Here is a 23,133-nt window from a genome sequence, read left to right as displayed (position 1 = left end):
TTGAAACTGCTATTTTTGACCCATGCAACAAAAAATAGTTTTAATAGGCGGTCCTGGTACTGGTAAATCTTCTATTTTAAGAGAATTTATTAAACGTGGATATGAATGTATGCCTGAAATTTCAAGAGAAGTTACTCTAAAAGCTCAAAAAGATGGAATTGATCAACTTTTTTTAGAGCAACCTTTATTGTTTAGCCAATTACTATTAGAAGGAAGAGAGCAACAATATCTAGAAGCTCATCAAAGTGATGCAGAAATAATTTTCTTTGATAGAGGAATTCCTGATGTACATGCTTATATGAGCTATCTTGGTTCTGATTACCCATCTATTTTTAAAGAAAAAAGCACTCAATATTTGTACAATAAGGTGTTTATTTGTGCGCCTTGGAAAGACATTTACAAATCTGATAACGAACGGTACGAAACTTTTGAGCAATCTGTTAAAATTAATACTTTTTTAAAAGAAGCTTACGAAGGTGTTGGGTATAATATTATTGAAGTTCCTTTTGGATCGGTACAAGAACGTTGTGATTTTATTTTACACTCGTTAAAGTACGATGCCTAATAAAGCACTACAAATATTAAAACATTATTGGGGATATACTTCTTTTAGAGCTCCTCAACAGGAAATAATTACTGAAGTTTTAAAAAGCAACAATATTGTTGCTCTACTCCCTACAGGAGGTGGAAAATCTATTTGCTTTCAAGTACCCGCATTAGTTAACAAAGGTGTTTGCATTGTTATTTCCCCCTTAATTGCCTTAATGCAAGATCAAGTTTCTAATCTTATGAATAAAGGCATAAAAGCTACTTTAATACCTTCAGGAAGTACGCAAGATGAAATTATTACACTTTTTGATAATATCCGATTTGGAAATACTAAGTTTTTGTACATTTCTCCCGAACGATTACAATCGCGTTTTATTCAAGAAAAAATAAAACAACTTAATGTTAACCTCATTGCGATTGATGAGGCACATTGTATTTCTGAGTGGGGTCACGATTTTCGTCCGTCCTATCAAAACATTACTATTTTAAAAGAACTACAACCAACTGTTAAGATAATTGCTTTAACGGCTACCGCTACTCAAAAAGTAATTTCAGATATCATTTCTTCTCTTGAATTAGAAAACCCTACTGTTTTTAAAAAATCTTTTTTTAGAAAAAATTTAGCCTATCAAATTTTTAAAACTGAAGATAAGCTTGGTAAACTCAATCAGATTTTTACCAAAACAAAAGCTCCTGCAATTGTATATGTAAATACTCGTAATAAAACGAAGGAAATTAGCAACTACCTAAATGCCCAAGGTTTTAAAAGTTCTTTCTATCATGGCGGACTTTCTTCTGTGGAAAAAAAATTGACTTTTGAAAACTGGATGTCGGAAAAAACTCCAATTATAGTTGCTACTAACGCTTTTGGTATGGGAATTGACAAACCTAATGTTAGGGTAGTTGTTCATATCAACTTACCTTCTTCTATTGAAAATTATATACAACAAGCAGGTCGTGGCGGACGTGATGGAATAAAATCTTTCGCTGTAGTATTAACAAATAATAGCGATATTTCTTTGAGTAGTGAACTACTTGAAAAATCATTACCAACAATTGAAGAAATAAAAATTATACATCAAAAACTTTATCAACATTTTCAAATCGCTAAAGGAGAATTGATAGAAACTGCTTTTGATTTCAATTTTTTAGCATTTTGTAATAAATATAATTTTATTCCTAGTAAAACATTTAATACACTTCAAATACTAAATAATAATGGAATAATAGAACTTAATCATAACTTTCAACAAAACTCTACTATTCAATTTTTAGTTTCAAGTAAACAAGTTATATCATATAGTAATCAAAACTCTCAGGTTAAAAACTTTATTCAACAAATTTTACGTATGTATGGCGGTGTCTTTGAAAACCCTATAAAAATTGACGAGTTTTATATTGCTAAAAAACTAGGAACTACTTCTTGGTTTGTATTTGATACTTTAGAAAAACTAGCCCAAAAAGAATTAATGGTTTATACCAAAGCGACAAATAATGCAGAACTTTTCTTTTTACAACCTAGAGAAGATGATAAAACCATTAACCGAATTGCTACAAATATTCAACACTATATAAAGCAAAAAAAACAGAAAAACAGAGATTTACTTCAGTTTATAAAGAACAATTCAGTTTGTAGAAGTGTGCAACTTCTCTCTTATTTTGATGAACACCAAACTCAAAATTGTGGAGTTTGCGATGTATGCTTACATAAAAAGAAATCGCCTACGATAACTGTAAAAGAGATTGTTTCTTTATTCAAAAACAAAGAAAGCCTAACAGTTCCTGAAATCTGCTCTTTATTAAATGAAAAAGAAGCGAACATTTTAATACTTTTGCGAGAGCTTCTTGCTGAAGAAAAAATACACACAAAAAACAATAAATACTTTTTAAAATAAATGAGAGATTTACGCATCGTTTTTATGGGAACTCCTGATTTTGCTGCTACTATTTTAAAGCATTTGGTAGAGAATGATTATAATGTGGTAGGTGTTATTACTGCAGCAGACAAACCTGCTGGTAGGGGGCGTAAGCTTAATCAATCAGCAGTAAAAAAGTATGCATTGTCTCAAAACTTACCTGTTCTTCAACCGAAAAATTTAAAAAATGAGGAATTTCAAGAAGATTTAAAAAAATGGAACGCTAACTTACAAGTTGTAGTAGCTTTTAGAATGTTACCTAAATCGGTTTGGGCAATGCCCAAATACGGTACATTTAACTTACATGCTTCATTATTGCCAGAATATCGTGGTGCTGCCCCTATCAACTGGGCCATTATTAATGGTGAAACCAAAACAGGTGTCACCACTTTTTTTATTGATGATAAAATTGATACGGGAGAAATTATCTTACAAAGTGAAGTAACCATTAAAGAAGATGAAATTGTTGGTGAACTGCATGACAGATTAATGCATTTAGGAGCTAAACTGGTAGCTAAGACGCTAGATTTGATAGCTAAAGGTGAGGTAAAAACCACGAAACAGCCTGAATTGGAAGAAAAATCTGCTCCAAAACTATACCCACATAATTGTAAAATAGATTGGTCTAAGCCATTAGATGATATTTATAATCATATTCGTGGGTTAAACCCATATCCTGCTGCATGGACTACCATTATAAATGGAGATGATGAACTTTCAGCTAAAATATACGGGGTTAGTAAAGACTCCTCCTCACATAACCTTGACATTGGTAGCATTATTACTTCTAAAAAGGAGTTAAAAATAGCAGTAATAGGTGGTTACTTAACTATTAATCAAATTAAAATATCTGGTAAAAAGTTAATGGACGCTCAGAGTTTATTAAACGGTTATCAATTCAAAAAAGAAGCAAAAGTCCTGTAGCCCTTTATCCATAAGGTTTAAACGATTCCAGTAAAAAAACACAAGTGGTTATTAACAATTCATAGCAACTTATTAACAAAAAGGTGTTTTTTTTAGGTCAAATCTTGCACAATCCCGCATTCCGTCTATATTTGTTGAGCTATTTAAGCAAAAAATATTAATTAATTTTTAAAATCTATTCAAATTATGAACAAATCAGATTTAATCGATGCGATGGCTGCTGATGCAGGAATTTCAAAAGCTGCTGCTAAGGCTGCATTAGATTCTTTAACTTCTAACGTAACTTCTTCTTTAAAGAAAGGTGATAAGGTTGCTTTAGTAGGATGGGGAACTTGGTCTGTTTCTAAGAGAGCTGCTAGAACTGGTAGAAATCCTCAAACTGGAAAAGAAATTCAAATTGCTGCTAAAAACGTAGTTAAGTTTAAAGCTGGTGCTGGTTTAAGCGATTCAGTAAACTAATATTTTCCACGAAACATATTTATAAACGGTATTTAGTTAACTAAATACCGTTTTTTTTTATAAGTGTCACAAAAAACAAACATTGGTTGTCTATTATATAAAACATAAAACCATTAAACATGAAAAATATAGTAACCATTATTGCTCTTATATTTTCAATTTCAACTGCATTTGCACAAAAGACCGTAAACGCATCAGATATTATGAGAGATGTTAAAGACGGAAAAGCAATAGAGATTTCAAATGCTACTATTAAAGGAGTATTAGATTTTACTTTTATGAATGAGGCATTACCAAAATTACCTAAAAGAAAAAGTTGGTGGAACAATGGAGGAACTAATACAATAGAAAAACAAATTACCGATAAAGTATCTTTTATTAATTGTGTTTTTAGAGATGATGTATTAGCTTATATTCCTGATGAAAAAAGCGGATACACTTTTGTTGCTAACTTTGAAGATATCGTAACATTTAAGGATTGTACTTTTGAAGAAAAAGCTATGTTTAAATACTCTGATTTTGAAAGAAATGCTAATTTCTCTAACACTAAGTTTAAAGGTGACTCTACCTTTAAATATGCTAAATTTAATAGAGATATTACTTTTCAAAACACACTATTTAAAGAACCAGCTACCTTTAAATATGCTAAATTTAACCGTTTTGTGAGTTTTAAAAATTCGGTTTTTAATGAAAGTGCTATTTTTAAATATACCGAATTTAAAGATGGTGTGTCTTTTAGGAATGTAAAATTTGAAGAAGACTTAAATATTAAATACACCAAAGTATCGGGTGAATTCGATATTACCGGAATGGAAGTTGCTTTTGATATTGACTCAAAATACACTAAAATAAATGGTAAAAGTTTTAATAAATATTTACTAAAAAAGTAATTCCACTTTTTAGATACAAACAAAAAACTCCGCTAAAAGCGGAGTTTTTTATTCTTCCTCATCATTAAAAGAGGAATTCTTTTTCTCCTTTTTACTACCTTCATACAGTTCATACTTTACAAAGCGACAATCTAAGTCAGCATTTTTAAGCGGTACTCTTCTAGAGGTTCTTAATCCTACATGTTTTAAAGCCTGTATGTCAGATGTAATTAACCAAGCTGTTGAGTTAGGATAATTATGCTTTAACGTGTCTCCTATTTTTTTATAAAACTCTTCTACATCAATGTTTAAACGTTCTCCATAAGGCGGATTGAATAAAATGGTAGTTTTACCAAATACTTCTTTTTTAGAGTTAAAAAAGTTTACATGGTGTACACCAATAAACTCTTCTAAATTCGCATTAATAATATTTTGTTGTGCCTTTCTAACTGCCGATGGCGCCTTATCAAAGCCCATTATTTTAAAATGTGAACTTCGTATTTTCTTTAACAACGAATCTTGAATAACAAAGTATAAATCTTCATCATAATCCTTCCAATTTTCAAAGGCGAAATGTTTGCGATTAATATTTGCAGGAATATGGTTCGCAATCATTGCAGCTTCTATTAAAATAGTTCCTGAACCACACATCGGATCAATAAAGTTCTCTTCCCCTTTATATCCTGAAAGTAATACCAAGCCCGCCGCTAATACTTCGTTAATCGGTGCTATATTCGTAGCACTACGATATCCACGCTTGTGTAATGATTCTCCAGAAGAGTCTAACGAAATGGTTAACCATTCTTTATGAATATGTACGTGAACTTTTACATCTGGATATTTTAAATCTACATTCGGACGCTTTTTATACTTGTGCATAAAATAATCGGCAATAGCATCCTTTGATTTTAAACTAATATAATGTGAGTTTGACGTAAAATTTTTAGAGTTTACCACAGCTCCAATAGCAAAGGTTCCATCTACATCTAAAAAACGTTCCCATTTTATACGCTGAATTGCTTCATATAAATCTTCTTCATCAAAAATTTTACTGCGTTTAATAGGTTTTAAAATACGAATAGCGGTACGTAACGCAATATTAGCTTTATACATAAAACCTTTATCCCCTTTAAAAGAAACATTTCGTATTCCTTCTTTTACATCCATTGCCCCTAGCTGTCGTAGTTCATTCGCTAACACCTCCTCTAAACCTGCCATGGTTATGGCAGTCATTTTAAAATCTTTTTCCATGTAACTGTAAAATTTCACTGCAAAAGTACTGTTAATTTTGAGTTGTTGTGAATCTTTTCCACTTTGAATATAAAAAACGTAAGTTTTGCGTATTTTTGCAGACCTTTATAGTTATGAATACAACAACAGATTGGTTTACTTCGTGGTTTAACACACCATACTATCATATTTTATACAAGCATAGAAACGATGCCGATGCACAATTTTTTATGCGTAATATCACTTCGTTTTTACAACTACCTAAGTTAAGTCATATTGCTGATTTACCTTGCGGAAAAGGACGCCATGCAGTTTACTTAAACTCGTTAGGCTATGACGTTGTGGGAGGTGATTTAAGTGAAAACAGTATTGAACATGCCAAACAATTTGAGAATGAAACACTTCATTTTGAAGTTTGGGATATGCGAAAGCCTATTGAAAGTAAATATGATGCTGTATTTAATCTCTTTACCAGTTTTGGTTATTTTGAAGATGATAAAGAAGACATTGCTGTTTTAAGAAGTATTAAAAACGGATTAAAAAAGAACGGTGTATTTGTATTGGACTTCTTAAATGTTGAAAAAGTAAAAAATACGCTGGTAAAAGAAGAAGTAAAAACTATTGACTGTATTGAATTCAATATTAAAAAAGAAATCAAAGACGGATTTATCTTAAAACATATTTCTTTCACTGCTGAAGGAAAATTACACTCGTATACTGAACGTGTAAAGTTTTTAACGTTAGAAAAACTACAATCGTATTTTGATAGTGTTGGCTTACAAGTAACACATGTTTTTGGCGATTACAATCTTAATGAGTTTAATCCACAATCTTCTGACCGTTTAATTATTGTTGCTAAATGAGTTACTTATTGCTAATTATTTCTGTTTTAGTTGGTGTTTTATTTGTTTTTTTACTAAAACCTAGTAATACCTTTGTTCGTTTATTATTAGCCTTTAGTGGTGCTTATTTACTTTCAGTAACCATCTTACACTTGTTGCCCGAAGTATATCATCACGCCGACAACACAAAACTAATTGGTATTTTAATTTTAGTAGGAATTATAATTCAATCGGTGTTAGAATCTTTTTCAAAAGGTGCTGAACACGGACATATACATTTACATTCTGATGCTTCAGAGTTTCCTTGGTTATTATTTATAAGTTTATGTATTCATGCCTTTTCTGAAGGATTACCTATTCATCATGCTGATGATAGTTTATTATGGGCAATTATCGTACATAAAATACCCATTTCCATTGTATTAACTTCCTTTTTGTTACATGTAAAGTATTCGAAAAAAACGATTTTTTTCTTTTTAACAGTATTTGCATTAATGAGTCCTTTAGGAATTTTAGTATCTAACAAAGTTCCTTTAGTAGAACAATACCATACAGAAATTACAGCTTTAATAGTTGGAGTGTTCTTACATATCTCTACCATTATTCTTTTTGAAAGTACTGAGAACCATAAGTTCAATTTCAAAAAATTTGCGGCTATTATTTTAGGAATATTACTAACTATCCTCTCTATGCACCAACCCCATTGAAAAAGCAGGTAAACAAACCGCTAAATACTCACAAGGTTCGGTAAATGGATTGGAATATTGAATACGTGTGTTTTTTTCAATTTTGATTGATTGCCCTGCTTCTAACACCACAACTTCACCATCAATATTGAATTGCTTTTTTCCTTTGATGATGTAAGTATATTCTTCAAATTCTGGTGTTTGAAAAGGCTCACTCCAACCGACAGGTGCTACCATATATGCTATGCTTACTTTTGAATTTCTATCGGTAGCATTCCCAAAATGTTCTTCGATTAATTTCCCATCAGTAGTTGGTACTACAAATGGGCTTTTTTGAATGGTATATTTTTTACTCATGTTGTTTTACTTATTTCTTTAAACTTTTTAAGTATATAATTTCTTTTACGAACTTAATTATTTTTTTACTCCTTCCACTCGGAATTATAGTGTATTAGTTATAATAGACAAAAAAGTTATTTAAGCATTTTAAAAAACAAAAAAGAGCCTCCAAAAATGGATGCTCAATCTTTTCTATTTACAGTTTGCTAGCCCCCAGTTGTAAACTATACACTTCGGTTAGTAATTATTGAGCGCAAACTCAATAAATTTATTTTATTACTGAACTACAATTATTATAAATAAAAACTCTTTTTTTAAAACGTAACCTTTTGGAAAAAGACTTTTTGGAATAATATATCTTTTAGTTTTCTTTTTCAGCCTCCCAAATTGGTCTAAGGCTTCTTTTGGCGCTTTTAAACTTATCTGGCATATTTTTGAATGGAGTAACAACAAAGGTAAAATTGTCATCTGCACTAAACCTCCAATAATTTCCTTTTAACACTCCATCTTTTGTTTCAACATTCCAATCAGGAATATTAATTAAAGAGAATTCTTTGGCTTTTTGATTAAAGCCTAGCGCAAAATCTTTTAGCATTTTTTCCGAAGGATAGTTTAATATAATTTTTGCATTCAAATTACCTTCATTAGTAACATAAACAATACATGATTTTGATGGATAGGCTTCTATCTCTTTCCTCCAATTTCTTGCTACCACCTTTTTTAGTTCTGTGTTAACCTGTATACTATCTTGTTCATTATTTATAAGTGTGAATATATTTTCTTGAGCAATAGTTATTGTTTGCTCTTTTGGGTTTACCGAAACCGTTGTTTTCTCTGCTGCTATTCTACTATTTTCTCCAAAAAAAACACCCAATACAAAAAAGGCTATTTTTATTACTTCCATCTTTTAAAATTACATAGTTATTATTAATCAAAAAGCCGAAACAAATGTTTCGGCTTCGTATATATTTAGTTGAACCAAATAGTAAATGATTTAATTTTTGCTAAATCTGGAATTTGTTCAACGGTTACTTTTTGAGTACTAAATTCTTTCAACCCTAAATCTTCATTATCAATGGTAATTGTCGCATTTAAATCATCGATAAACAATGTTGCTGATGAAAATGATGATTCTACTTTATTTACATTAGTATTTGCGTTTATTTCTTGAAAAGTAGATTTTATATTGATTCCTGCTTTTGTTTTAAAACGTTCATCAAAAATTTCAATACTTTTAATGGTTGAAGTAGAGTCTAATTGCTCTTTTGGAGTAATTGTTAGTAAGTGCTTCCCTCCTTTTTCATATATCAAATACTTATCATCTTCTTGAAAAATATTTTCACCTTTAACTCCTTCACTTAATACTTTCACTACTGAATCTTGCTTAAATATGTTTTCAATTTCGTTAACAGTTGTTTTGGTCGTTAGCCTTCCTACTTTTCCTTTAGCAATATCAAATTTATTATTACCACATTGAATAAACAGTATTGACATCACCGCAATAACTACAGGTTTCATTAATTTTCTCATTGGTCTTCTTTTATATTTAAAACGTCTATTTTTTTTTGTATTTCTTATTTTAGTACTTTTTTTAAAATTCCAAAAGCTGCCCTTATAAAAGTAGCACTGGTTAATACTTTTACTATTGGACTCATTCGTGTACTTCTACTACGTGTTGATGAACTTCTTCTTGTATTTTCTTCTTCCTCTTTGCGTGCTTCTTTATTTTTCTTCTCGTTAATTTTTTCTATCTTCTCGTTTAGCATTTCGTATGCACTTTCCCTATCTATGGCATCGTTATACTTCGGAATTAATCTCGAATTGTCTAAAACTTGTTTAATTTCCTTCTCTGTGAGCACATCCATTCTACTCATTGGTGCACGTAACATGGTTCTCGCTAACGGTGTTGGAATTCCTTTTTCATTTAAAACAGAAACTAGTGCCTCTCCTATACCTAACTGTGTTAATACTTCTTTGGTGTCGTAATATTCAGAGTCTGGATAATTTTCAGCAGCTAATTTAATTGCTTTTCTATCTTTTGCTGTAAATGCACGTAAGGCATGTTGAATCTTCATTCCTAACTGTGCTAATACATCTTCTGGAACATCTTTTGGGTTTTGTGTAACAAAATACAACCCAATTCCTTTAGATCGAATCAATTTTACGATGCTTTCTATTTGACTTAACAAAGCTTTTGAAGCTTCATCAAATACTAAATGAGCTTCATCTATAAAAATCACCAATTCTGGTCGACCGCTATCTCCTTGCTCAGGGAAAGTTTCATATACCTCAGCTAGTAACTGTAGCATAAAGGTTGAAAACAATTTTGGTCTATCTTGAATATCTGTTAAACGCAGTACAGAAATAACACCACGTCCGTTTTCATCAATACGCGTTAAATCGTCAACATCAAATGATTTTTCACCAAAGAATAAATCACCACCTTGTTGCTCTATTTCTATAATTTTTCTAAGAATTGCTCCTGTACTAGCTGTAGAAATTCGTCCATATTCTTCTTGAATTTCCTCTTTTCCTTCATTAGTTACATATTGAAGGATTTTCTTAAAATCTTTTAAGTCTAATAATGGTAATTGGTTATCATCACAATACTTAAAAATGATAGCTACAATACCAGATTGCGTTTCTGTTAAATCTAAAATTCGAGATAGTAACACAGGTCCAAATTCAGAAACCGTAGCACGTAAACGCACCCCATCTTGTTCTGATATTGATAAGATTTCTATAGGAAATTTTGTTGGTGTAAATGGTATTCCTATTTTTTCGTGTCGTTCATCAATCTTAGCATGTCCTGGGCTTGGTTGTGCTAATCCACTTAAGTCTCCTTTTACATCCATTAACAATACAGGAATTCCTTTTTCTGACATGTTTTCTGCCAGCACTTGTAAGGTTTTTGTTTTCCCTGTTCCTGTTGCTCCAGCTATTAAGCCGTGACGATTTAATGTTTTTAAAGGAATATTTACATGAGCATTTGTTACTGTTTCTTCTCCTAACATTCCTGCCCCTAGTGTAATAAACTCTCCTTTTGTTGTATAACCTTCTTTGATGTATTTGAAAAACTCTTGGGTTTTACTCATTATTTATAACCTTTTTTGTGATAAAAACACGTAAAAGTAACAAAAATCATTCATTAATTTTTAATGTTGCCTATCTTTGCTCCCTTATGTTGAAAAAAGAAGTACAAGAGTTAATTAATATAGGAGAAATGCTTCCGTTAATGGAAGAGTTTTATACGATTCAGGGAGAAGGAGCACATACTGGTACTGCTGCTTATTTTATTCGCATTGGTGGTTGCGATGTAGGTTGCCATTGGTGTGATGTAAAAGAAAGCTGGAATGCTAATTTACATCCACCTACAAAAACAGATATCATTGTTGAAAATGCCAAGAAATATGCCGAAACTGTGGTAATTACAGGTGGAGAGCCTTTAATGTGGAGTTTAGATTATATTACGCAGCAACTTCACGAAAAAGGTATTAAAACACATATTGAAACTTCTGGAGCGTATAATTTTTCTGGTGTTTGGGACTGGTTTTGTTTATCTCCTAAGAAAAACAAATTACCTTTGGAACGTGCTTACCAAGAAGCAGATGAGTTGAAAATGATTATTCATAATAAAAATGATTTTCAGTTTGCAGAAGAACAAGCTGCTAAAGTTGGTAAAAAGTGTACGTTATTTTTACAACCAGAATGGAGTAAAAAGGAAAAAATGACTCCACAAATTATTGATTATGTGATGGAGCACCCTCAATGGAAAATTTCCTTACAAACACACAAGTATTTAAATATACCATAAACAAAAAGCAACCTACTTGGGTTGCTTTTTTAGTATTTAAATCTAGTTTTTATAAGTTAAATAATTAAAACTCTGATCAAAATATTTTTTTAGTGATTTCTTTAAAAATTTTGAATAATCTACATTTTCTTTTCGTTTTTTTGACAACCAAGCCAATGTATAAGCTATTATTTGCTCTGGTAAATAACCTTGCCCACTTGATTCCCAACCAAAACCATCACTTGTTTTAAAAGAAGAAAAGGTAAACCTAGAGTTACCTATAAAAATTCCAAACCCATAAAATACAGCAGTCAAATCAGTCAAATATTCATCGTTCTCTTCTATTCTATTTTCTCCAAGCAGAATATAATGTGCTAATTCATGTGATATTGTAGCGATTAGAGATATTGGATTTTTAAGTTGCTCCTCTTCTATTGAAATTATTGTTCCTTCTATAGTTTGCTCAAATGTTCCTGATGCACTTTTCCATTCTCCATGTATATCTCCTGGTGTACTTAAAATTGAACCATCATTCATTTGAACTGGAGAATCGGAGAAAAACTCTAACCTTATATCAACATCATCAATGTTCATTAACTCCATTGTACGTTCTAGTATAAATTTAGCATCATCTTGAGTACCATCAAAATTCCTATTATAAAAATCTTTCGTAGGCGTTACTGTTTTTATTCTTTTAAAATTATCTTCTCCTAACTCTATTCGTAGCCATTCTATACTTTCTTCTACCCAAGCTTTATCTTCTTTAGATACTGGTAATTTTCTCTTTTTATTCCAAAACATACTTTCTTTTAATATTTATTAGGCTCTATATGAATTAAAACATGCCCTAAATCTGGGAGTTTTTCTCTTAAGTAGTCTTTTAATTTATGTGAAATGTTGTGTCCTTCTTTTACGGTAATAGTACTATCTACAATAGCGTGTAAATCTACATGATATTTCATTCCGGCTTTACGAACAAAGCATTTTTCTGTTCCTAAAACACCTGTTACTTCCATAGATATTTCTCTTATTTCTTCTATTAAATCATCATACACATGCTCATCCATTATTTCACCCAAGGCTGGTCTAAAGATCAGGTAACTATTATATAAAATAAAAAAAGAAGCTAATAAGGCTGCCCAATCGTCAGCAGTTTCATAACCTTCTTTAAAAATAAGTGCTATTGAAATTCCTATAAATGCCATTACAGAGGTAACCGCATCACTTCTATGATGCCACGCATCTGCTTTTAATGAAGAACTATTAGTTTCTTTACTTTTTTTGATTACTATTTGAAAAGATATTTCTTTCCAAATGATAATTGCTCCTAAAACAAGTAACGTCCATGGTTTTGGTACTTTATGAGGCGTTTGGATATTCTGTATACTTTCATACGCTATAATTGTTGCAGATGTTACCAAAAAAGCTACTACTACAAAGGTGATTAAAGGTTCTATTTTTCCGTGTCCGTATGGGTGATTCTTATCTGCGGGTCTTTTCGCATATTTTAACCCTAATAACACTAAAAGAGAAGAAAAAATATCAGTAGTAGACTCCATTGCATCTGCTATTAATGCATATGAATTTCCAAAGATACCTGCTAATCCTTTTATAATTGCTAAACTAGTATTACTGAGAATACTAAAATAGGTGGTTTTTATAGCCAATTCTTCTTTACTCATGAAGTTACAATATTACAATTTCTTTTTATGAGATAGTACGAAGGTACTTGAAAACTATTAAAAAATCTCAGGTTATACAATAGAAAATCTATTACTAAAAGAAAATGCTGCAAAACCAAATATTCATTATTTTTTTCAATTTAACCATAGTGATGCTATACTGAAAATCGAAAAAGCTTTTGCTTTTATTTTGTTTTCTTCTCTCATAACGAAGTTCTACTTCATGATTTGAGATAAAAAAAACTCGCCAATTGGCGAGTTTTAATAGTATGTATTTTGGGTATAAAGCTATTCTTTATAAACTCCCATATTTTCATATTTATTCATACGCTTAGCTATTAATTCTTTCTCCTTAAGTTTTTTAAGCTCTTCGTATGCTTTTATAATCTTCTCTTTAACAGCTTTAAAAGTTCCTTCACGGTCAGAGTGTGCACCTCCTAGAGGTTCTTTGATGATATCATCAACTATTTTTAGTTTCAGACCGTCTTCTGCTGTTAATTTTAATGCTTCTGCTGCTTTTTCTTTTTCTGACCAACTACGCCATAAAATAGAAGAACAGTTTTCTGGTGAAATAACTGAATACCAAGAATTTTCTAACATATACACTCTATCTCCTACTCCTATTCCTAAAGCTCCTCCTGATGCTCCTTCTCCAATAATTATGGTAATAATCGGAGTTTTTAAACGAGTCATTTCAAAGATATTACGAGCAATTGCTTCTCCTTGTCCACGTTCTTCAGCTTCTAATCCTGGGTAAGCACCTGGAGTATCTACTAAAGTTACTACTGGTATTCCAAATTTTTCTGCCATACGCATTAAACGTAATGCTTTACGGTATCCTTCTGGATTTGCCATACCAAAGTTACGATATTGACGTGTTTTGGTATTGTATCCTTTTTGCTGACCTATGAACATAAAAGATTGATCTCCAATCTTACCTAGTCCACCAATCATTGCTTTGTCATCTTTTACACTACGGTCACCATGTAATTCCATAAATGTATCTCCACAAAGTGCTTTAATATAATCTAAGGTATACGGGCGGTTTGGGTGACGAGATAATTGTACACGTTGCCATGCGGTTAGGTTTTTATATATCTCTTTTTTAGCTTTTGCTAATTTCGCTTCTATTTTTTTACATGTTTCTGTTACATCTACTTCACTTTCTTCTCCTATAACATGGCATTTTACCAACTGATCTTGTAATTCTTTAATTGGCATTTCAAAATCTAAATATTCCATTCTTGTATATTGTTTGATTTTCTAATTTTCTAGTTAGTCGTTTGTTTGTAGAGGCAAACATACTAAAAAATTGGGCAGTTTACCTTGATCGTTTTTCTTAATATACTATTTTTTACTGATTTTCTTTTTTATGGATGAAGCGTTTTTTAAAACTCCATTAAGTAATACTACAAACAAAACAATAAAAGCTCCGTAGTAAAACTCTGGATTCATTTGTTCTTTTTCTCCAAAAATTATCAACGCTAAAATAATAGCGTATATAGGTTCTAAATTAATGGTTAACATTACTGTATAAGGGGTTAAATATTTCATTACTTGTACTGAAGCTATAAAAGCATAAGCTGTACAAATACTACTTAATACAAGTAAGTAAATCCAATCTGTCGCTTGAATTTTAAAAAATGCTATTGAAAATTGCTGAGTAAACAATAAGTATAGTGTTACTCCTAATACTCCAAATAAAAGTTGATAAAAGGAAATTCTATTTGCATCGTGTTTTTGAATAAACAACCCGTTTAAAACTGAAAACAAAGCAGATAAAAAGGCTGATATTAGGGCATAAATTATTCCGAGTATGTACTGACTTTCAAAATTGAATATAATATATAACCCCACTATTACTAGTAAACCTAATACTATTTCAATGGGTTTGATTTTTCTTTTAAAGAAGAGTGGTTCTATAAATGAAGCAAAAAAGGCTCCTGTGCTCATCATTACCAGAGCTACAGATACGTTAGATACTTTTATAGCTTTGAAAAAAGTTATCCAGTGAACAGCTATAATTACTCCTGAAATAGCAAATTTGGTTAATGCTTTTTTTTCTATTTTAAATGATTTCTTCCTTATTATAAAGTATAAGGCTATAAAACCTACTGCTAATAGCATTCTATACCAAACTAAAGGAACTGCATCAATAGATATTAATGCCCCTAGTATTGCAGTAAACCCCCATATAAAAACAATTAAATGTAAATGAAGGTAGTTTTTTAATTTATCTCCTTGCATTGAAATATAAATAAATAGCGTATAAACCAAATACCATATTAGGTATCCATACATTTAACAATGCATTAGCTCCTGCTACGGCTCCTAATACTTCTGCTACTTTTAAAAAGAAAACATATACAAACATAACACTTATTCCAATAGCTAAATTCACTCCAATACCTCCTCTGCTTTTTCTATGTGCCAATCCAACTGCTATTAGTGTTAGTATATAACTTGCTATTGGTAAACTTGTTCTCTTATATAATTCTACTAAATATGCGTTTAAATTTTTAATTCCTCTTTTCCTAGATACTTCAATAAACTTAACCAATTCTGGTGAGTTCATTTCTTGCGCCATTATGTTTTTATAATTAAAATCTTGGGGTGTAAATGAAAATGCTGTATCTAAACTTTTGCCTGAAAAAATACTATCTCTTTTTTTAAAAATTTTCCGTTTCTTCCAGTTATAGAGTTTAAATATACTGTCTTTTTCGTTCCAATTAATATTATCGGATGTGAGTTTACTTTTTAATTTTATACCTTCATATATATCTATAGAAAAGTTATACCCTGAATTCCGTTTTAAATCAAAATTTTGAATATAGACATATGTACTATCATTTAACTGTAAGCTAAACTCTCGTATTGAAGTATCAGCATAACTTTTCTTATTTAAATATTTTTTTTCAAAAGATTTTCTTGTTTTACTACTCGTAGGCACAAAAAAATGATTCATTAATAAGGCCACTAAACAAACAATGGTTGCTCCTACAAAATAGGGATATAAGAATCGTGTAAATGATACTTGAGAACTGTTAATTGCTACTATTTCTGTATTACTTGCTAGTTTTGATGTAAATAAAATAACCGCTATAAACAGTGCTAATGGCATAAATGTATTAGCATAGTAAATAATAAAATTTTTGTAGTAATCGTTAGCTATTTCAAAGAGTGTTAGATTTTCTTCTCTTAAGAACTTATCTATCTTTTCTGCAATATCAATAGCAACCGCAATTGGTATTAAAATAAGTAGCGTAAACAAAAAGGTTACTAAATAACGTTTTAATATGTACCAATCTAGTATTTTCAAATTACAAACGTTTATCCATTTGTTTTACCATTTTGTCTTTCCATACTGCAAAGTCCCCTTCTATAATATGTTTACGAGCTTCACGTGTTAGCCATAAATAAAATCCTAAATTATGGATTGAGGCTATTTGTTTTCCTAGCATTTCTTTTGAAGCAAATAAGTGGCGTAAATAGGCTTTAGAGTATAGTGTATCTACATAAGTTATTCCCATTTCATCAATTGGAGAAAAATCATTTTCCCACTTTTTATTTTTAATATTAATGCTTCCATGTGCTGTAAAGAGCATTCCATTTCTTGCATTTCGAGTTGGCATTACACAATCAAACATATCTACCCCTAAAGCTATATTTTCTAGAATGTTAATTGGTGTACCCACTCCCATTAAATAACGTGGTTTATCTTCTGGTAATATTGCTGTAACCACTTCGGTCATTGCATACATTTCTTCGGCTGGTTCTCCTACAGATAACCCTCCTATAGCGTTTCCTTCAGCTCCTGAATTTGCGATATACTCTGCTGATTGTTTACGTAAATCTTTGTATGTACTTCCTTGTACAATTGGAAATAAAGACTGGCTATATCCGTATTTTGGAGTTGTTTTATCAAAGTGGTTTATACAACGATCTAACCAACGATGTGTCATATGCATAGATCGCTTTGCGTAGTTATAATCACAAGGATATGGTGTACATTCATCAAAAGCCATTATTATATCTGCTCCGATGGTACGTTGTGTTTCCATTACATTTTCTGGTGTAAAGAAATGTGTAGAACCGTCTATATGACTCTTAAATTTTACTCCTTCTTCATTTATCTTCCTTCTTCCTGATAAAGAATATACTTGGTATCCTCCACTATCAGTTAAAATATTACGATCCCAATTCATAAACTTATGCAAACCTCCTGCGGCTTCTAAAGTTTCTAACTTTGGACGTAAGTATAAGTGATACGTATTTCCTAAAATTATATCAGGATTAATTTCGTTTTTTAATTCTGATTGATGTACTCCTTTAACTGTAGCTACTGTACCTACAGGCATAAATATTGGAGTTTCAATAGTTCCGTGATCAGTTGTAATAACACCTGCTCGTGCTTTACTTCTAGGGTCGGTTATTTTTAAGTCAAATTGCATAAGTGGCAAAGATACACATGTAAGTTGAATGTTTAAAAGTAGAAAGTTAAAAGTTTCTTATTACTGATTTTTAATTCTTTCTTCTTCTACCAAACTTCGATTTGAAATCTGTTTTTTTCTTTGTTTTAGTGTTTTTTAGAGAAGAAGTTTTTTGAATCTTTTTTTCTGCTCCTTCATATGTTTTTGAAGAGCCTGCTACAAGCTTATTAATTTCATCCATTTCTTTAGATGATAATTCTCGCCACTCTCCTACTTTTAAGTTTCCTAAAGTAACATTCATAATACGTGTGCGTTTCAGCTTTTTTACTTCGTATCCTAGGTATTCACACATACGTCTTATTTGACGATTTAATCCTTGTATTAAAGTTATTTTAAAGCTAGTATCATTTACTCGTTCTACTTTACACTTTTTTGTAACGGTTCCTAAAATTGGAATTCCATTACTCATTCTTTCTATAAAGCGTTCATCAAAAGGTTTATTAACCGACACAATATATTCTTTCTCGTGGTTATTTCCTGCTCGAAGTATTTTGTTTACGATATCTCCATCATTGGTTAAAAAAATTAATCCTTCTGAAGGTTTATCTAATCTACCAATAGGAAATAAGCGTTGTGGATGTCCAACAAATTTTACAATGTTTTTACGTTCTTTACTATCCGTTGTACAAACTATGCCTATTGGTTTATTTAAGGCTATATATATTGTTTTTGGTTTTGGTTTTAATGGTTTTCCATCAATCTTTACCAAATCTCCTTCATATACTCTATTTCCTAATTGGGTAGGTTTTCCGTTAATAGTTACTCTACCCTCTGTAATGAAACGTTCTGCTTCACGACGTGAACATATACCGGTACTACTGATATATTTATTTAGATTGATTGAGTTTTCGCTTATATTTTCCATTAGTGCAAAGAAAAAGAAAATCCTCAAGTTTTAGCTTGAGGATTTGTAATTTATACTTTCTAATTTTTTAGAATATAATCATTTTTTGTGTACATCTTGCTAAACTTGGTCTTCTTTCATAATCAAATCCAAGAGTAATCATATGTGTTCCATAGTTATAGTCTTGTGTTTTATTCATATTAATACTAAAACCATATGACATATATAAATTATTTTTCTTTATACCAAACAGAGGTGCTATTGCATTTGGTTGAAAAAATTGATCGTTTAAGAAAGTGTAACTTAAACCAGCCCATACGTATCCTTCTCTAACTCCTTTTCTTGCCTTTATATTTACATCTGTTCTAGAACGTTTGTCTGCTTCTCTATATTCAACTAACATTGATGGTTCTAATTCAAAATTCCTATTTACTTTGGCAAATGTATACGATGTAAATACAGTATATTTTCTCAGTATTTCTGGTTCTCCTGTTTGAAAGTTTTCTATTTCTTTATTTAAAATATTTATTATGTTGGTACTAATACTAAATCGCTCGTAGCGATATAACAAACCAACATCGAAATTTGAATTGTTTAAAGTTCTATTTGGTACGTCTTGACCAGAGTTGTTTTCTGAAGTGTCAATACCTAATTGAATAAAACTATAGCTTAATGCAAATGATAAAAAACTATCATGAAAGTCACTTAACGTTAAGTGACTAGCAAATGATAACTTAGCTCCCTTTTGGGAAGTATAACCATTTTTATCATTAAAAACAGTTATACCTCCACCAAAAGTATCTGCTATGCGTGCTTCAACTGTTAATGATTGTGTGTCAGGTGCACCTTTAACACCAATCCACTGACTCACTCCGTTTAATCTAACTTGTAAGCCTGTACCAATACCAGCATAGGTTGGAGATATTAAAAACGGATTATCTGCCAAATGACTTACATACTTTGGCAACTCTACTTCTTGTGCAGTTACTTTTACACTACAAAATACTACACTTATAATTAATATTAACTTTCTCATTATACTCTTATCTATATAGTGTAAAATGTCCCATTACTTTTTTCTCTTGCCCTGATAACTCTTTATAATAAATTGTATACCAGTAATCTCCTGATGGTAATGGTGTTCCTTCATAATTACCATCCCATCCTTCTACTACACCTTTAAACTCAGCAATATTACGTGCATATCTGTCATAAACAAATACTCTAATATCATGGTAGTCTTCTACTTCGCGAGGATACCAATAGTCATTTGTTCCATCACCATCTGGTGTGAATAAATTAGGTATAAAAATAGTTACATATATTCCTTTAACTGTTAATGTAAACTCACATCCTCTAGCATCTCTAACCGTTATTGTATAGTCTTTTGTTTGTAAAATTAAGAACTCATTATCTGGTCCAAAATCTCCACCATCAAAGCTAAACTCATAAGGTGGCAAGCCAAATGAAGCATTTGCTATTAGTGTATTTTTAACAGAATCATCAATTGTCATTGTCAACGGTTGATAATCTACTATATCAATTGGGTTACTAGTAGAACTTTCAGAACACGAACTTATTGTATGAGTTGCTGTGACTGTATAACCATTTCCTGCTGCAACATCTATAAATTCTCCTGTAGTATTTATTCTTACTGGGTTACCTGAACCATCAAAAAGTGTATATGATATATTGCTTCTATAAGCTTCATCTACAATTGCTAGTATTATATTACCTGTAGGACAAGTATACTCGAGATCTACAGTTAATTGTAAGTCTACTGGCTCTGCTGTTGTTAATCTAATTGGCTCAGGAATATCACAACCTCCTCCACTATCTCTTACAGTAATAAAGTATGGCATGCCTCCTTGAATATTCTCAGCTGCTCCTAACACAATAGTATTTTGATTGTACTGAGTTGGTAATTCTACATTATTAATACTAACATAATAAGGTTGGGTACCTCCTTGAACTTCTATTGTTATAGTTGGAGAAGGGTCATCTATACAAACTTGTTCTGTTACATCAACTAAAGTGGCTGTAAATTCTTCTGGTTCTAATATTTCAACATCTACAGTTTCAATACAACCTAGTTTATCTTTAACCGTTATGGTATAATTACCTGCCGATAAGTTTCTAAATACATTGTTTGTCACAAACTTATTTGTTGGGTCTGAACTGATATTATACTCATATCCTGTTAAGTTACCTCCAGAAGCTAACACTGTAATAGTACCATCATTACCTTCATAACAACTTACATCAGTATGGTTTTCATCTACTACTAATGGTTCTGGTTGCTGTATTATATGAGTTGGCGTTTCAGCAAAACACTCTACTCCAAATCTATTCGTACTTCTAACATTGATTTTATAAGTTCCAATATCTAAACCTCCAAACATGCTCGAAACTTGCCAATCTGCAATGATATTGTTAGCATCATCTAATAATTGATATTCGTAGTTTCCAAAACCTCCAACTACATCTGCTGATAATACTCCGTTGGCATCGCCGTTACATGTTACAAAACCAGACATTATATTTAACGTAGGTACTAACTCTTCATAATCATCTACTGTTACAACAACTGTATCTACACAATTATTATTGTCTCGTGCATAGAACGTATGTATACCTGCACCAACACTAAAAATATTTACAACGCTATAAGTAACTCCGTCCGCACTAAACTCATGTACTCCCGTACCTCCAGTTGCTGACATTTCAACCGTAGCTTCTGAGTTATTACAAGTAATATCTGCAGTAATATTAGCTGATGCAACAACTTCTGTTGGGTCTACAATATCTCTAGTTGTGGTGTATTGACAACTGTGCTTATTATCTCTTACTATGATTTGATAATTTGTTCCTGCTGGTAAATTAGTAAAGGTATTAGACGATTGTTCTACTTGTGTAACTCCGTCAGGGTATATTAATATGTAAGAATAACTAATCGTTGTGTCTTGTACTTGACCTCCAGTTACATTTGTTACTTCAATACTTGCTGTGTACTCTCCTTCACATTGATTCTCTACCACATTTACATCTGCATTCATTGGTACAGGATTCTCTAATATAAAATCAAATACTGCAGTACATCCATTAACATCTTGAACAGTAGCTGTATAACTACCTGCACTTAAGCCTGTAATTCTTGTAACATTACTAAAGTTTTGAACAGTGGTACCAGTAGTATTATTTACTAATTGGTATTCATAAACTCCCCAACCTCCTTCAGCAGATAATAATATTTCACCTGAATTTGAAACATTACAGTTAATATAGGTTGGTGTACCTAACACAGATAAATCTATAGTTGGTTGTTCAATTGTAAAGTTTTCTGTTTGTGACGTACAGAATGGTGTATTTGGCATTGTTATCACAACATAATAATTTCCTGGTACTAAACCTGAAATATTAGTTGGTGTACCTCCTGTTCCTGAGCCTGTTGTCACTGATGCTCCACCTACTTCAAAAACTTCATAGTTATAAATATCTGCATATGGAGTTTCTGTACCAAAGCTTATATCAACACTTCCTGTACCTCCAAAACAAGCTCTTTGAATATTACTAAATACTACATCAAATACTGGTGCAGGTTCTACGGTATGATATGCTTCAAAAATACATCCTGTAACTGGATTTAAGATTTCAATTGTATAGTTATCTACAGGTAAATCCATAAATACAGCTGAATCTGTTCCTAATAAGACTGTTTGTGTTGCTGTATAACCAGCATTAGCTCCAGTTATTGTATATTCTGCATTAGCAACATCTGGTTGTACTTTTACAGTAATGTTTTCTCCACTAATACAATCTGTTGCTTTATCTACTACAATAGTAGCATTCGTCATTGGTGTAAATGGATTTATTACAACTGTATCAGAACCAAAACAATTACTGTTTTCATCATATACATTTACTGTATAAGTACCTCCTGCTATATCTGTAGAGATATATGTAAAGTTACTATCATCTTGTAATACATTACCTCCAGCGTCTAAAAACACTACACGAACATAGTTTCCTGTTCCTCCTATAATTGCATTTTTATCTACTGTTATTATTGCATTATTGGTCGTATTACCCGTTGTACATGCAAACTGTGTTACTACTATAGCGTTTCTAACATCTATTACTGGATTCTCATCAATTGTTACGTTTAAGGTTGTATCACATCCATTAGTAGCCGTTCCTATTATAGAGTAAGTTCCTGCTGGTAAGTTTGTAAATGTTACATTTGAACTTGATGAAACTCCACTTTCTCCATTAGGGTCTGGGCTTATCGTATATGTTAATGGTAAAATTCCATTATCAATTGGTGAAACAGTAATTTCACCAGCTGTACTTCCAAAACAAATATTATTTATTGATGCTGTTACCGTAAAGTCTGGTCTTATTTCTGGTTGAATTTCAATAGTTCTTGAAACATCACACATTGGTGTAGCATCTAAATCTCGTACCGTAACTGTATATGTTTGTGGGGTTGTGTTTCCATTAGGAATTGTAA

General features: G+C 31.4%; 22 protein-coding genes. 8 read left to right on the top strand and 14 right to left on the bottom strand.

Annotated features, from left to right (window positions below):
* The first annotated feature begins 22 nt into the window (after nt 1-22).
* The 5 genes from ACKTSW_RS06645 to ACKTSW_RS06625 all read left to right on the top strand — a co-directional run bounded on the left by ACKTSW_RS06645 (nt 23) and on the right by ACKTSW_RS06625 (nt 4,738).
* A complete protein-coding gene (locus ACKTSW_RS06645; RefSeq protein ID WP_408024494.1) occupies nt 23-565 on the top strand; it encodes an AAA family ATPase in 543 nt (180 codons plus the stop codon).
* A complete protein-coding gene (locus tag ACKTSW_RS06640; RefSeq protein ID WP_408024493.1) occupies nt 558-2,444 on the top strand; it encodes a RecQ family ATP-dependent DNA helicase in 1,887 nt (628 codons plus the stop codon). The genes ACKTSW_RS06645 and ACKTSW_RS06640 overlap by 8 nt, the downstream gene beginning before the upstream one ends.
* On the top strand, nt 2,445-3,389 hold the full coding sequence (fmt, locus tag ACKTSW_RS06635) for a methionyl-tRNA formyltransferase (protein ID WP_408024492.1): 945 nt from the start codon (nt 2,445-2,447) through the stop codon (nt 3,387-3,389).
* Between the two features lie 186 nt (nt 3,390-3,575).
* Entirely contained in the window at nt 3,576-3,848 is a 273-nt protein-coding gene (locus tag ACKTSW_RS06630; protein WP_408024491.1) for an HU family DNA-binding protein, read from the top strand.
* Between the two features lie 119 nt (nt 3,849-3,967).
* Nucleotides 3,968-4,738, top strand: coding sequence for a pentapeptide repeat-containing protein (locus tag ACKTSW_RS06625; protein WP_408024490.1), 771 nt, complete (start codon nt 3,968-3,970; stop codon nt 4,736-4,738).
* 48 nt (nt 4,739-4,786) lie between these two features.
* Here the strand turns inward: ACKTSW_RS06625 and ACKTSW_RS06620 are convergent, their stop codons facing one another.
* On the bottom strand, nt 4,787-5,968 hold the full coding sequence (locus tag ACKTSW_RS06620; RefSeq protein WP_408024489.1) for a THUMP domain-containing class I SAM-dependent RNA methyltransferase: 1,182 nt from the start codon (nt 5,966-5,968) through the stop codon (nt 4,787-4,789).
* Between the two features lie 113 nt (nt 5,969-6,081).
* Between ACKTSW_RS06620 and ACKTSW_RS06615 the strand changes: the two genes are divergently transcribed.
* The gene (locus tag ACKTSW_RS06615; RefSeq protein WP_408024488.1) at nt 6,082-6,810 is read left to right on the top strand and encodes a class I SAM-dependent methyltransferase; all 729 of its coding nucleotides are present in this window, start codon (nt 6,082-6,084) and stop codon (nt 6,808-6,810) included.
* The gene (locus tag ACKTSW_RS06610; protein WP_408024487.1) at nt 6,807-7,496 is read left to right on the top strand and encodes a ZIP family metal transporter; all 690 of its coding nucleotides are present in this window, start codon (nt 6,807-6,809) and stop codon (nt 7,494-7,496) included. The genes ACKTSW_RS06615 and ACKTSW_RS06610 overlap by 4 nt, the downstream gene beginning before the upstream one ends.
* On the opposite strand, the gene ACKTSW_RS06605 is transcribed toward ACKTSW_RS06610, so the two are convergent.
* The 4 genes from ACKTSW_RS06605 to ACKTSW_RS06590 form a co-directional block, all read right to left on the bottom strand.
* On the bottom strand, nt 7,464-7,832 hold the full coding sequence (locus tag ACKTSW_RS06605; protein WP_408024486.1) for a cupin domain-containing protein: 369 nt from the start codon (nt 7,830-7,832) through the stop codon (nt 7,464-7,466). The genes ACKTSW_RS06610 and ACKTSW_RS06605 overlap by 33 nt on opposite strands.
* Nucleotides 7,833-8,175: 343 nt before the next feature.
* The gene (locus ACKTSW_RS06600; protein ID WP_408024485.1) at nt 8,176-8,718 is read right to left on the bottom strand and encodes a hypothetical protein; all 543 of its coding nucleotides are present in this window, start codon (nt 8,716-8,718) and stop codon (nt 8,176-8,178) included.
* Nucleotides 8,719-8,783: 65 nt separating this feature from the next.
* A complete protein-coding gene (locus tag ACKTSW_RS06595) occupies nt 8,784-9,344 on the bottom strand; it encodes a hypothetical protein (protein ID WP_408024484.1) in 561 nt (186 codons plus the stop codon).
* Nucleotides 9,345-9,388: 44 nt separating this feature from the next.
* Nucleotides 9,389-10,909, bottom strand: coding sequence for a helicase HerA-like domain-containing protein (locus ACKTSW_RS06590; protein WP_408024483.1), 1,521 nt, complete (start codon nt 10,907-10,909; stop codon nt 9,389-9,391).
* 86 nt (nt 10,910-10,995) lie between these two features.
* Between ACKTSW_RS06590 and ACKTSW_RS06585 the strand changes: the two genes are divergently transcribed.
* Nucleotides 10,996-11,628 carry a 7-carboxy-7-deazaguanine synthase QueE gene (locus ACKTSW_RS06585; RefSeq protein WP_408024482.1) on the top strand — a complete coding sequence of 211 codons (633 nt, stop codon included), beginning with the start codon at nt 10,996-10,998 and terminating at the stop codon, nt 11,626-11,628.
* Nucleotides 11,629-11,670: 42 nt separating this feature from the next.
* Here the strand turns inward: ACKTSW_RS06585 and ACKTSW_RS06580 are convergent, their stop codons facing one another.
* From ACKTSW_RS06580 to ACKTSW_RS06540, 9 genes are all read right to left on the bottom strand, one after another.
* Nucleotides 11,671-12,408 carry a hypothetical protein gene (locus ACKTSW_RS06580; protein ID WP_408024481.1) on the bottom strand — a complete coding sequence of 246 codons (738 nt, stop codon included), beginning with the start codon at nt 12,406-12,408 and terminating at the stop codon, nt 11,671-11,673.
* 8 nt (nt 12,409-12,416) lie between these two features.
* Nucleotides 12,417-13,289 carry a cation diffusion facilitator family transporter gene (locus ACKTSW_RS06575; RefSeq protein ID WP_408024480.1) on the bottom strand — a complete coding sequence of 291 codons (873 nt, stop codon included), beginning with the start codon at nt 13,287-13,289 and terminating at the stop codon, nt 12,417-12,419.
* A gap of 288 nt (nt 13,290-13,577) precedes the next feature.
* A complete protein-coding gene (locus ACKTSW_RS06570) occupies nt 13,578-14,531 on the bottom strand; it encodes an acetyl-CoA carboxylase carboxyltransferase subunit alpha (protein ID WP_408024479.1) in 954 nt (317 codons plus the stop codon).
* A gap of 105 nt (nt 14,532-14,636) precedes the next feature.
* Nucleotides 14,637-15,536 (bottom strand): DMT family transporter, encoded by a 900-nt coding sequence (locus tag ACKTSW_RS06565; protein WP_408024478.1) that lies wholly within the window; start codon nt 15,534-15,536, stop codon nt 14,637-14,639.
* Nucleotides 15,523-16,608: an LptF/LptG family permease gene (locus ACKTSW_RS06560; protein ID WP_408024477.1), complete on the bottom strand. Its 1,086-nt coding sequence runs from the start codon at nt 16,606-16,608 to the stop codon at nt 15,523-15,525. The genes ACKTSW_RS06565 and ACKTSW_RS06560 overlap by 14 nt, the downstream gene beginning before the upstream one ends.
* Nucleotide 16,609: 1 nt before the next feature.
* On the bottom strand, nt 16,610-17,740 hold the full coding sequence (gene tgt / locus ACKTSW_RS06555) for a tRNA guanosine(34) transglycosylase Tgt (RefSeq protein ID WP_408024476.1): 1,131 nt from the start codon (nt 17,738-17,740) through the stop codon (nt 16,610-16,612).
* A gap of 70 nt (nt 17,741-17,810) precedes the next feature.
* On the bottom strand, nt 17,811-18,644 hold the full coding sequence (rluF, locus tag ACKTSW_RS06550) for a 23S rRNA pseudouridine(2604) synthase RluF (RefSeq protein ID WP_408024475.1): 834 nt from the start codon (nt 18,642-18,644) through the stop codon (nt 17,811-17,813).
* A gap of 67 nt (nt 18,645-18,711) precedes the next feature.
* Nucleotides 18,712-19,659, bottom strand: a complete 948-nt coding sequence (locus tag ACKTSW_RS06545; RefSeq protein WP_408024474.1) for a PorP/SprF family type IX secretion system membrane protein — start codon at nt 19,657-19,659, stop codon at nt 18,712-18,714.
* A 7-nt stretch (nt 19,660-19,666) separates the two neighbouring features.
* Nucleotides 19,667-23,133: T9SS type B sorting domain-containing protein (locus tag ACKTSW_RS06540; RefSeq protein ID WP_408024473.1), on the bottom strand; the 3,467-nt coding region annotated here is incomplete at its 5' end.

Source organism: Tenacibaculum sediminilitoris (assembly GCF_964513795.1).
In the GTDB taxonomy this organism is placed as follows: Bacteria; Bacteroidota; Bacteroidia; order Flavobacteriales; family Flavobacteriaceae; genus Polaribacter; species Polaribacter sediminilitoris.
The sequence above is the reverse complement of the archived record's forward strand: the minus strand, read 5'-3'. Positions and strand labels throughout refer to the sequence as shown.

Coding starts and splice junctions, on each gene's coding strand:
- ACKTSW_RS06600 (WP_408024485.1), bottom strand. CDS start 8,718: ATGGAAGTAATAAAAATAGCCTTTTTTGTATTGGGTGTTTTTTTTGGA.
- ACKTSW_RS06545 (WP_408024474.1), bottom strand. CDS start 19,659: ATGAGAAAGTTAATATTAATTATAAGTGTAGTATTTTGTAGTGTAAAA.
- tgt (WP_408024476.1), bottom strand. CDS start 17,740: ATGCAATTTGACTTAAAAATAACCGACCCTAGAAGTAAAGCACGAGCA.
- ACKTSW_RS06620 (WP_408024489.1), bottom strand. CDS start 5,968: ATGGAAAAAGATTTTAAAATGACTGCCATAACCATGGCAGGTTTAGAG.
- ACKTSW_RS06615 (WP_408024488.1), top strand. CDS start 6,082: ATGAATACAACAACAGATTGGTTTACTTCGTGGTTTAACACACCATAC.
- ACKTSW_RS06645 (WP_408024494.1), top strand. CDS start 23: ATGCAACAAAAAATAGTTTTAATAGGCGGTCCTGGTACTGGTAAATCT.
- ACKTSW_RS06605 (WP_408024486.1), bottom strand. CDS start 7,832: ATGAGTAAAAAATATACCATTCAAAAAAGCCCATTTGTAGTACCAACT.
- ACKTSW_RS06570 (WP_408024479.1), bottom strand. CDS start 14,531: ATGGAATATTTAGATTTTGAAATGCCAATTAAAGAATTACAAGATCAG.
- ACKTSW_RS06585 (WP_408024482.1), top strand. CDS start 10,996: ATGTTGAAAAAAGAAGTACAAGAGTTAATTAATATAGGAGAAATGCTT.
- ACKTSW_RS06630 (WP_408024491.1), top strand. CDS start 3,576: ATGAACAAATCAGATTTAATCGATGCGATGGCTGCTGATGCAGGAATT.
- ACKTSW_RS06565 (WP_408024478.1), bottom strand. CDS start 15,536: ATGCAAGGAGATAAATTAAAAAACTACCTTCATTTACATTTAATTGTT.
- rluF (WP_408024475.1), bottom strand. CDS start 18,644: ATGGAAAATATAAGCGAAAACTCAATCAATCTAAATAAATATATCAGT.
- fmt (WP_408024492.1), top strand. CDS start 2,445: ATGAGAGATTTACGCATCGTTTTTATGGGAACTCCTGATTTTGCTGCT.
- ACKTSW_RS06595 (WP_408024484.1), bottom strand. CDS start 9,344: ATGAGAAAATTAATGAAACCTGTAGTTATTGCGGTGATGTCAATACTG.
- ACKTSW_RS06580 (WP_408024481.1), bottom strand. CDS start 12,408: ATGTTTTGGAATAAAAAGAGAAAATTACCAGTATCTAAAGAAGATAAA.
- ACKTSW_RS06610 (WP_408024487.1), top strand. CDS start 6,807: ATGAGTTACTTATTGCTAATTATTTCTGTTTTAGTTGGTGTTTTATTT.
- ACKTSW_RS06640 (WP_408024493.1), top strand. CDS start 558: ATGCCTAATAAAGCACTACAAATATTAAAACATTATTGGGGATATACT.
- ACKTSW_RS06590 (WP_408024483.1), bottom strand. CDS start 10,909: ATGAGTAAAACCCAAGAGTTTTTCAAATACATCAAAGAAGGTTATACA.
- ACKTSW_RS06625 (WP_408024490.1), top strand. CDS start 3,968: ATGAAAAATATAGTAACCATTATTGCTCTTATATTTTCAATTTCAACT.
- ACKTSW_RS06575 (WP_408024480.1), bottom strand. CDS start 13,289: ATGAGTAAAGAAGAATTGGCTATAAAAACCACCTATTTTAGTATTCTC.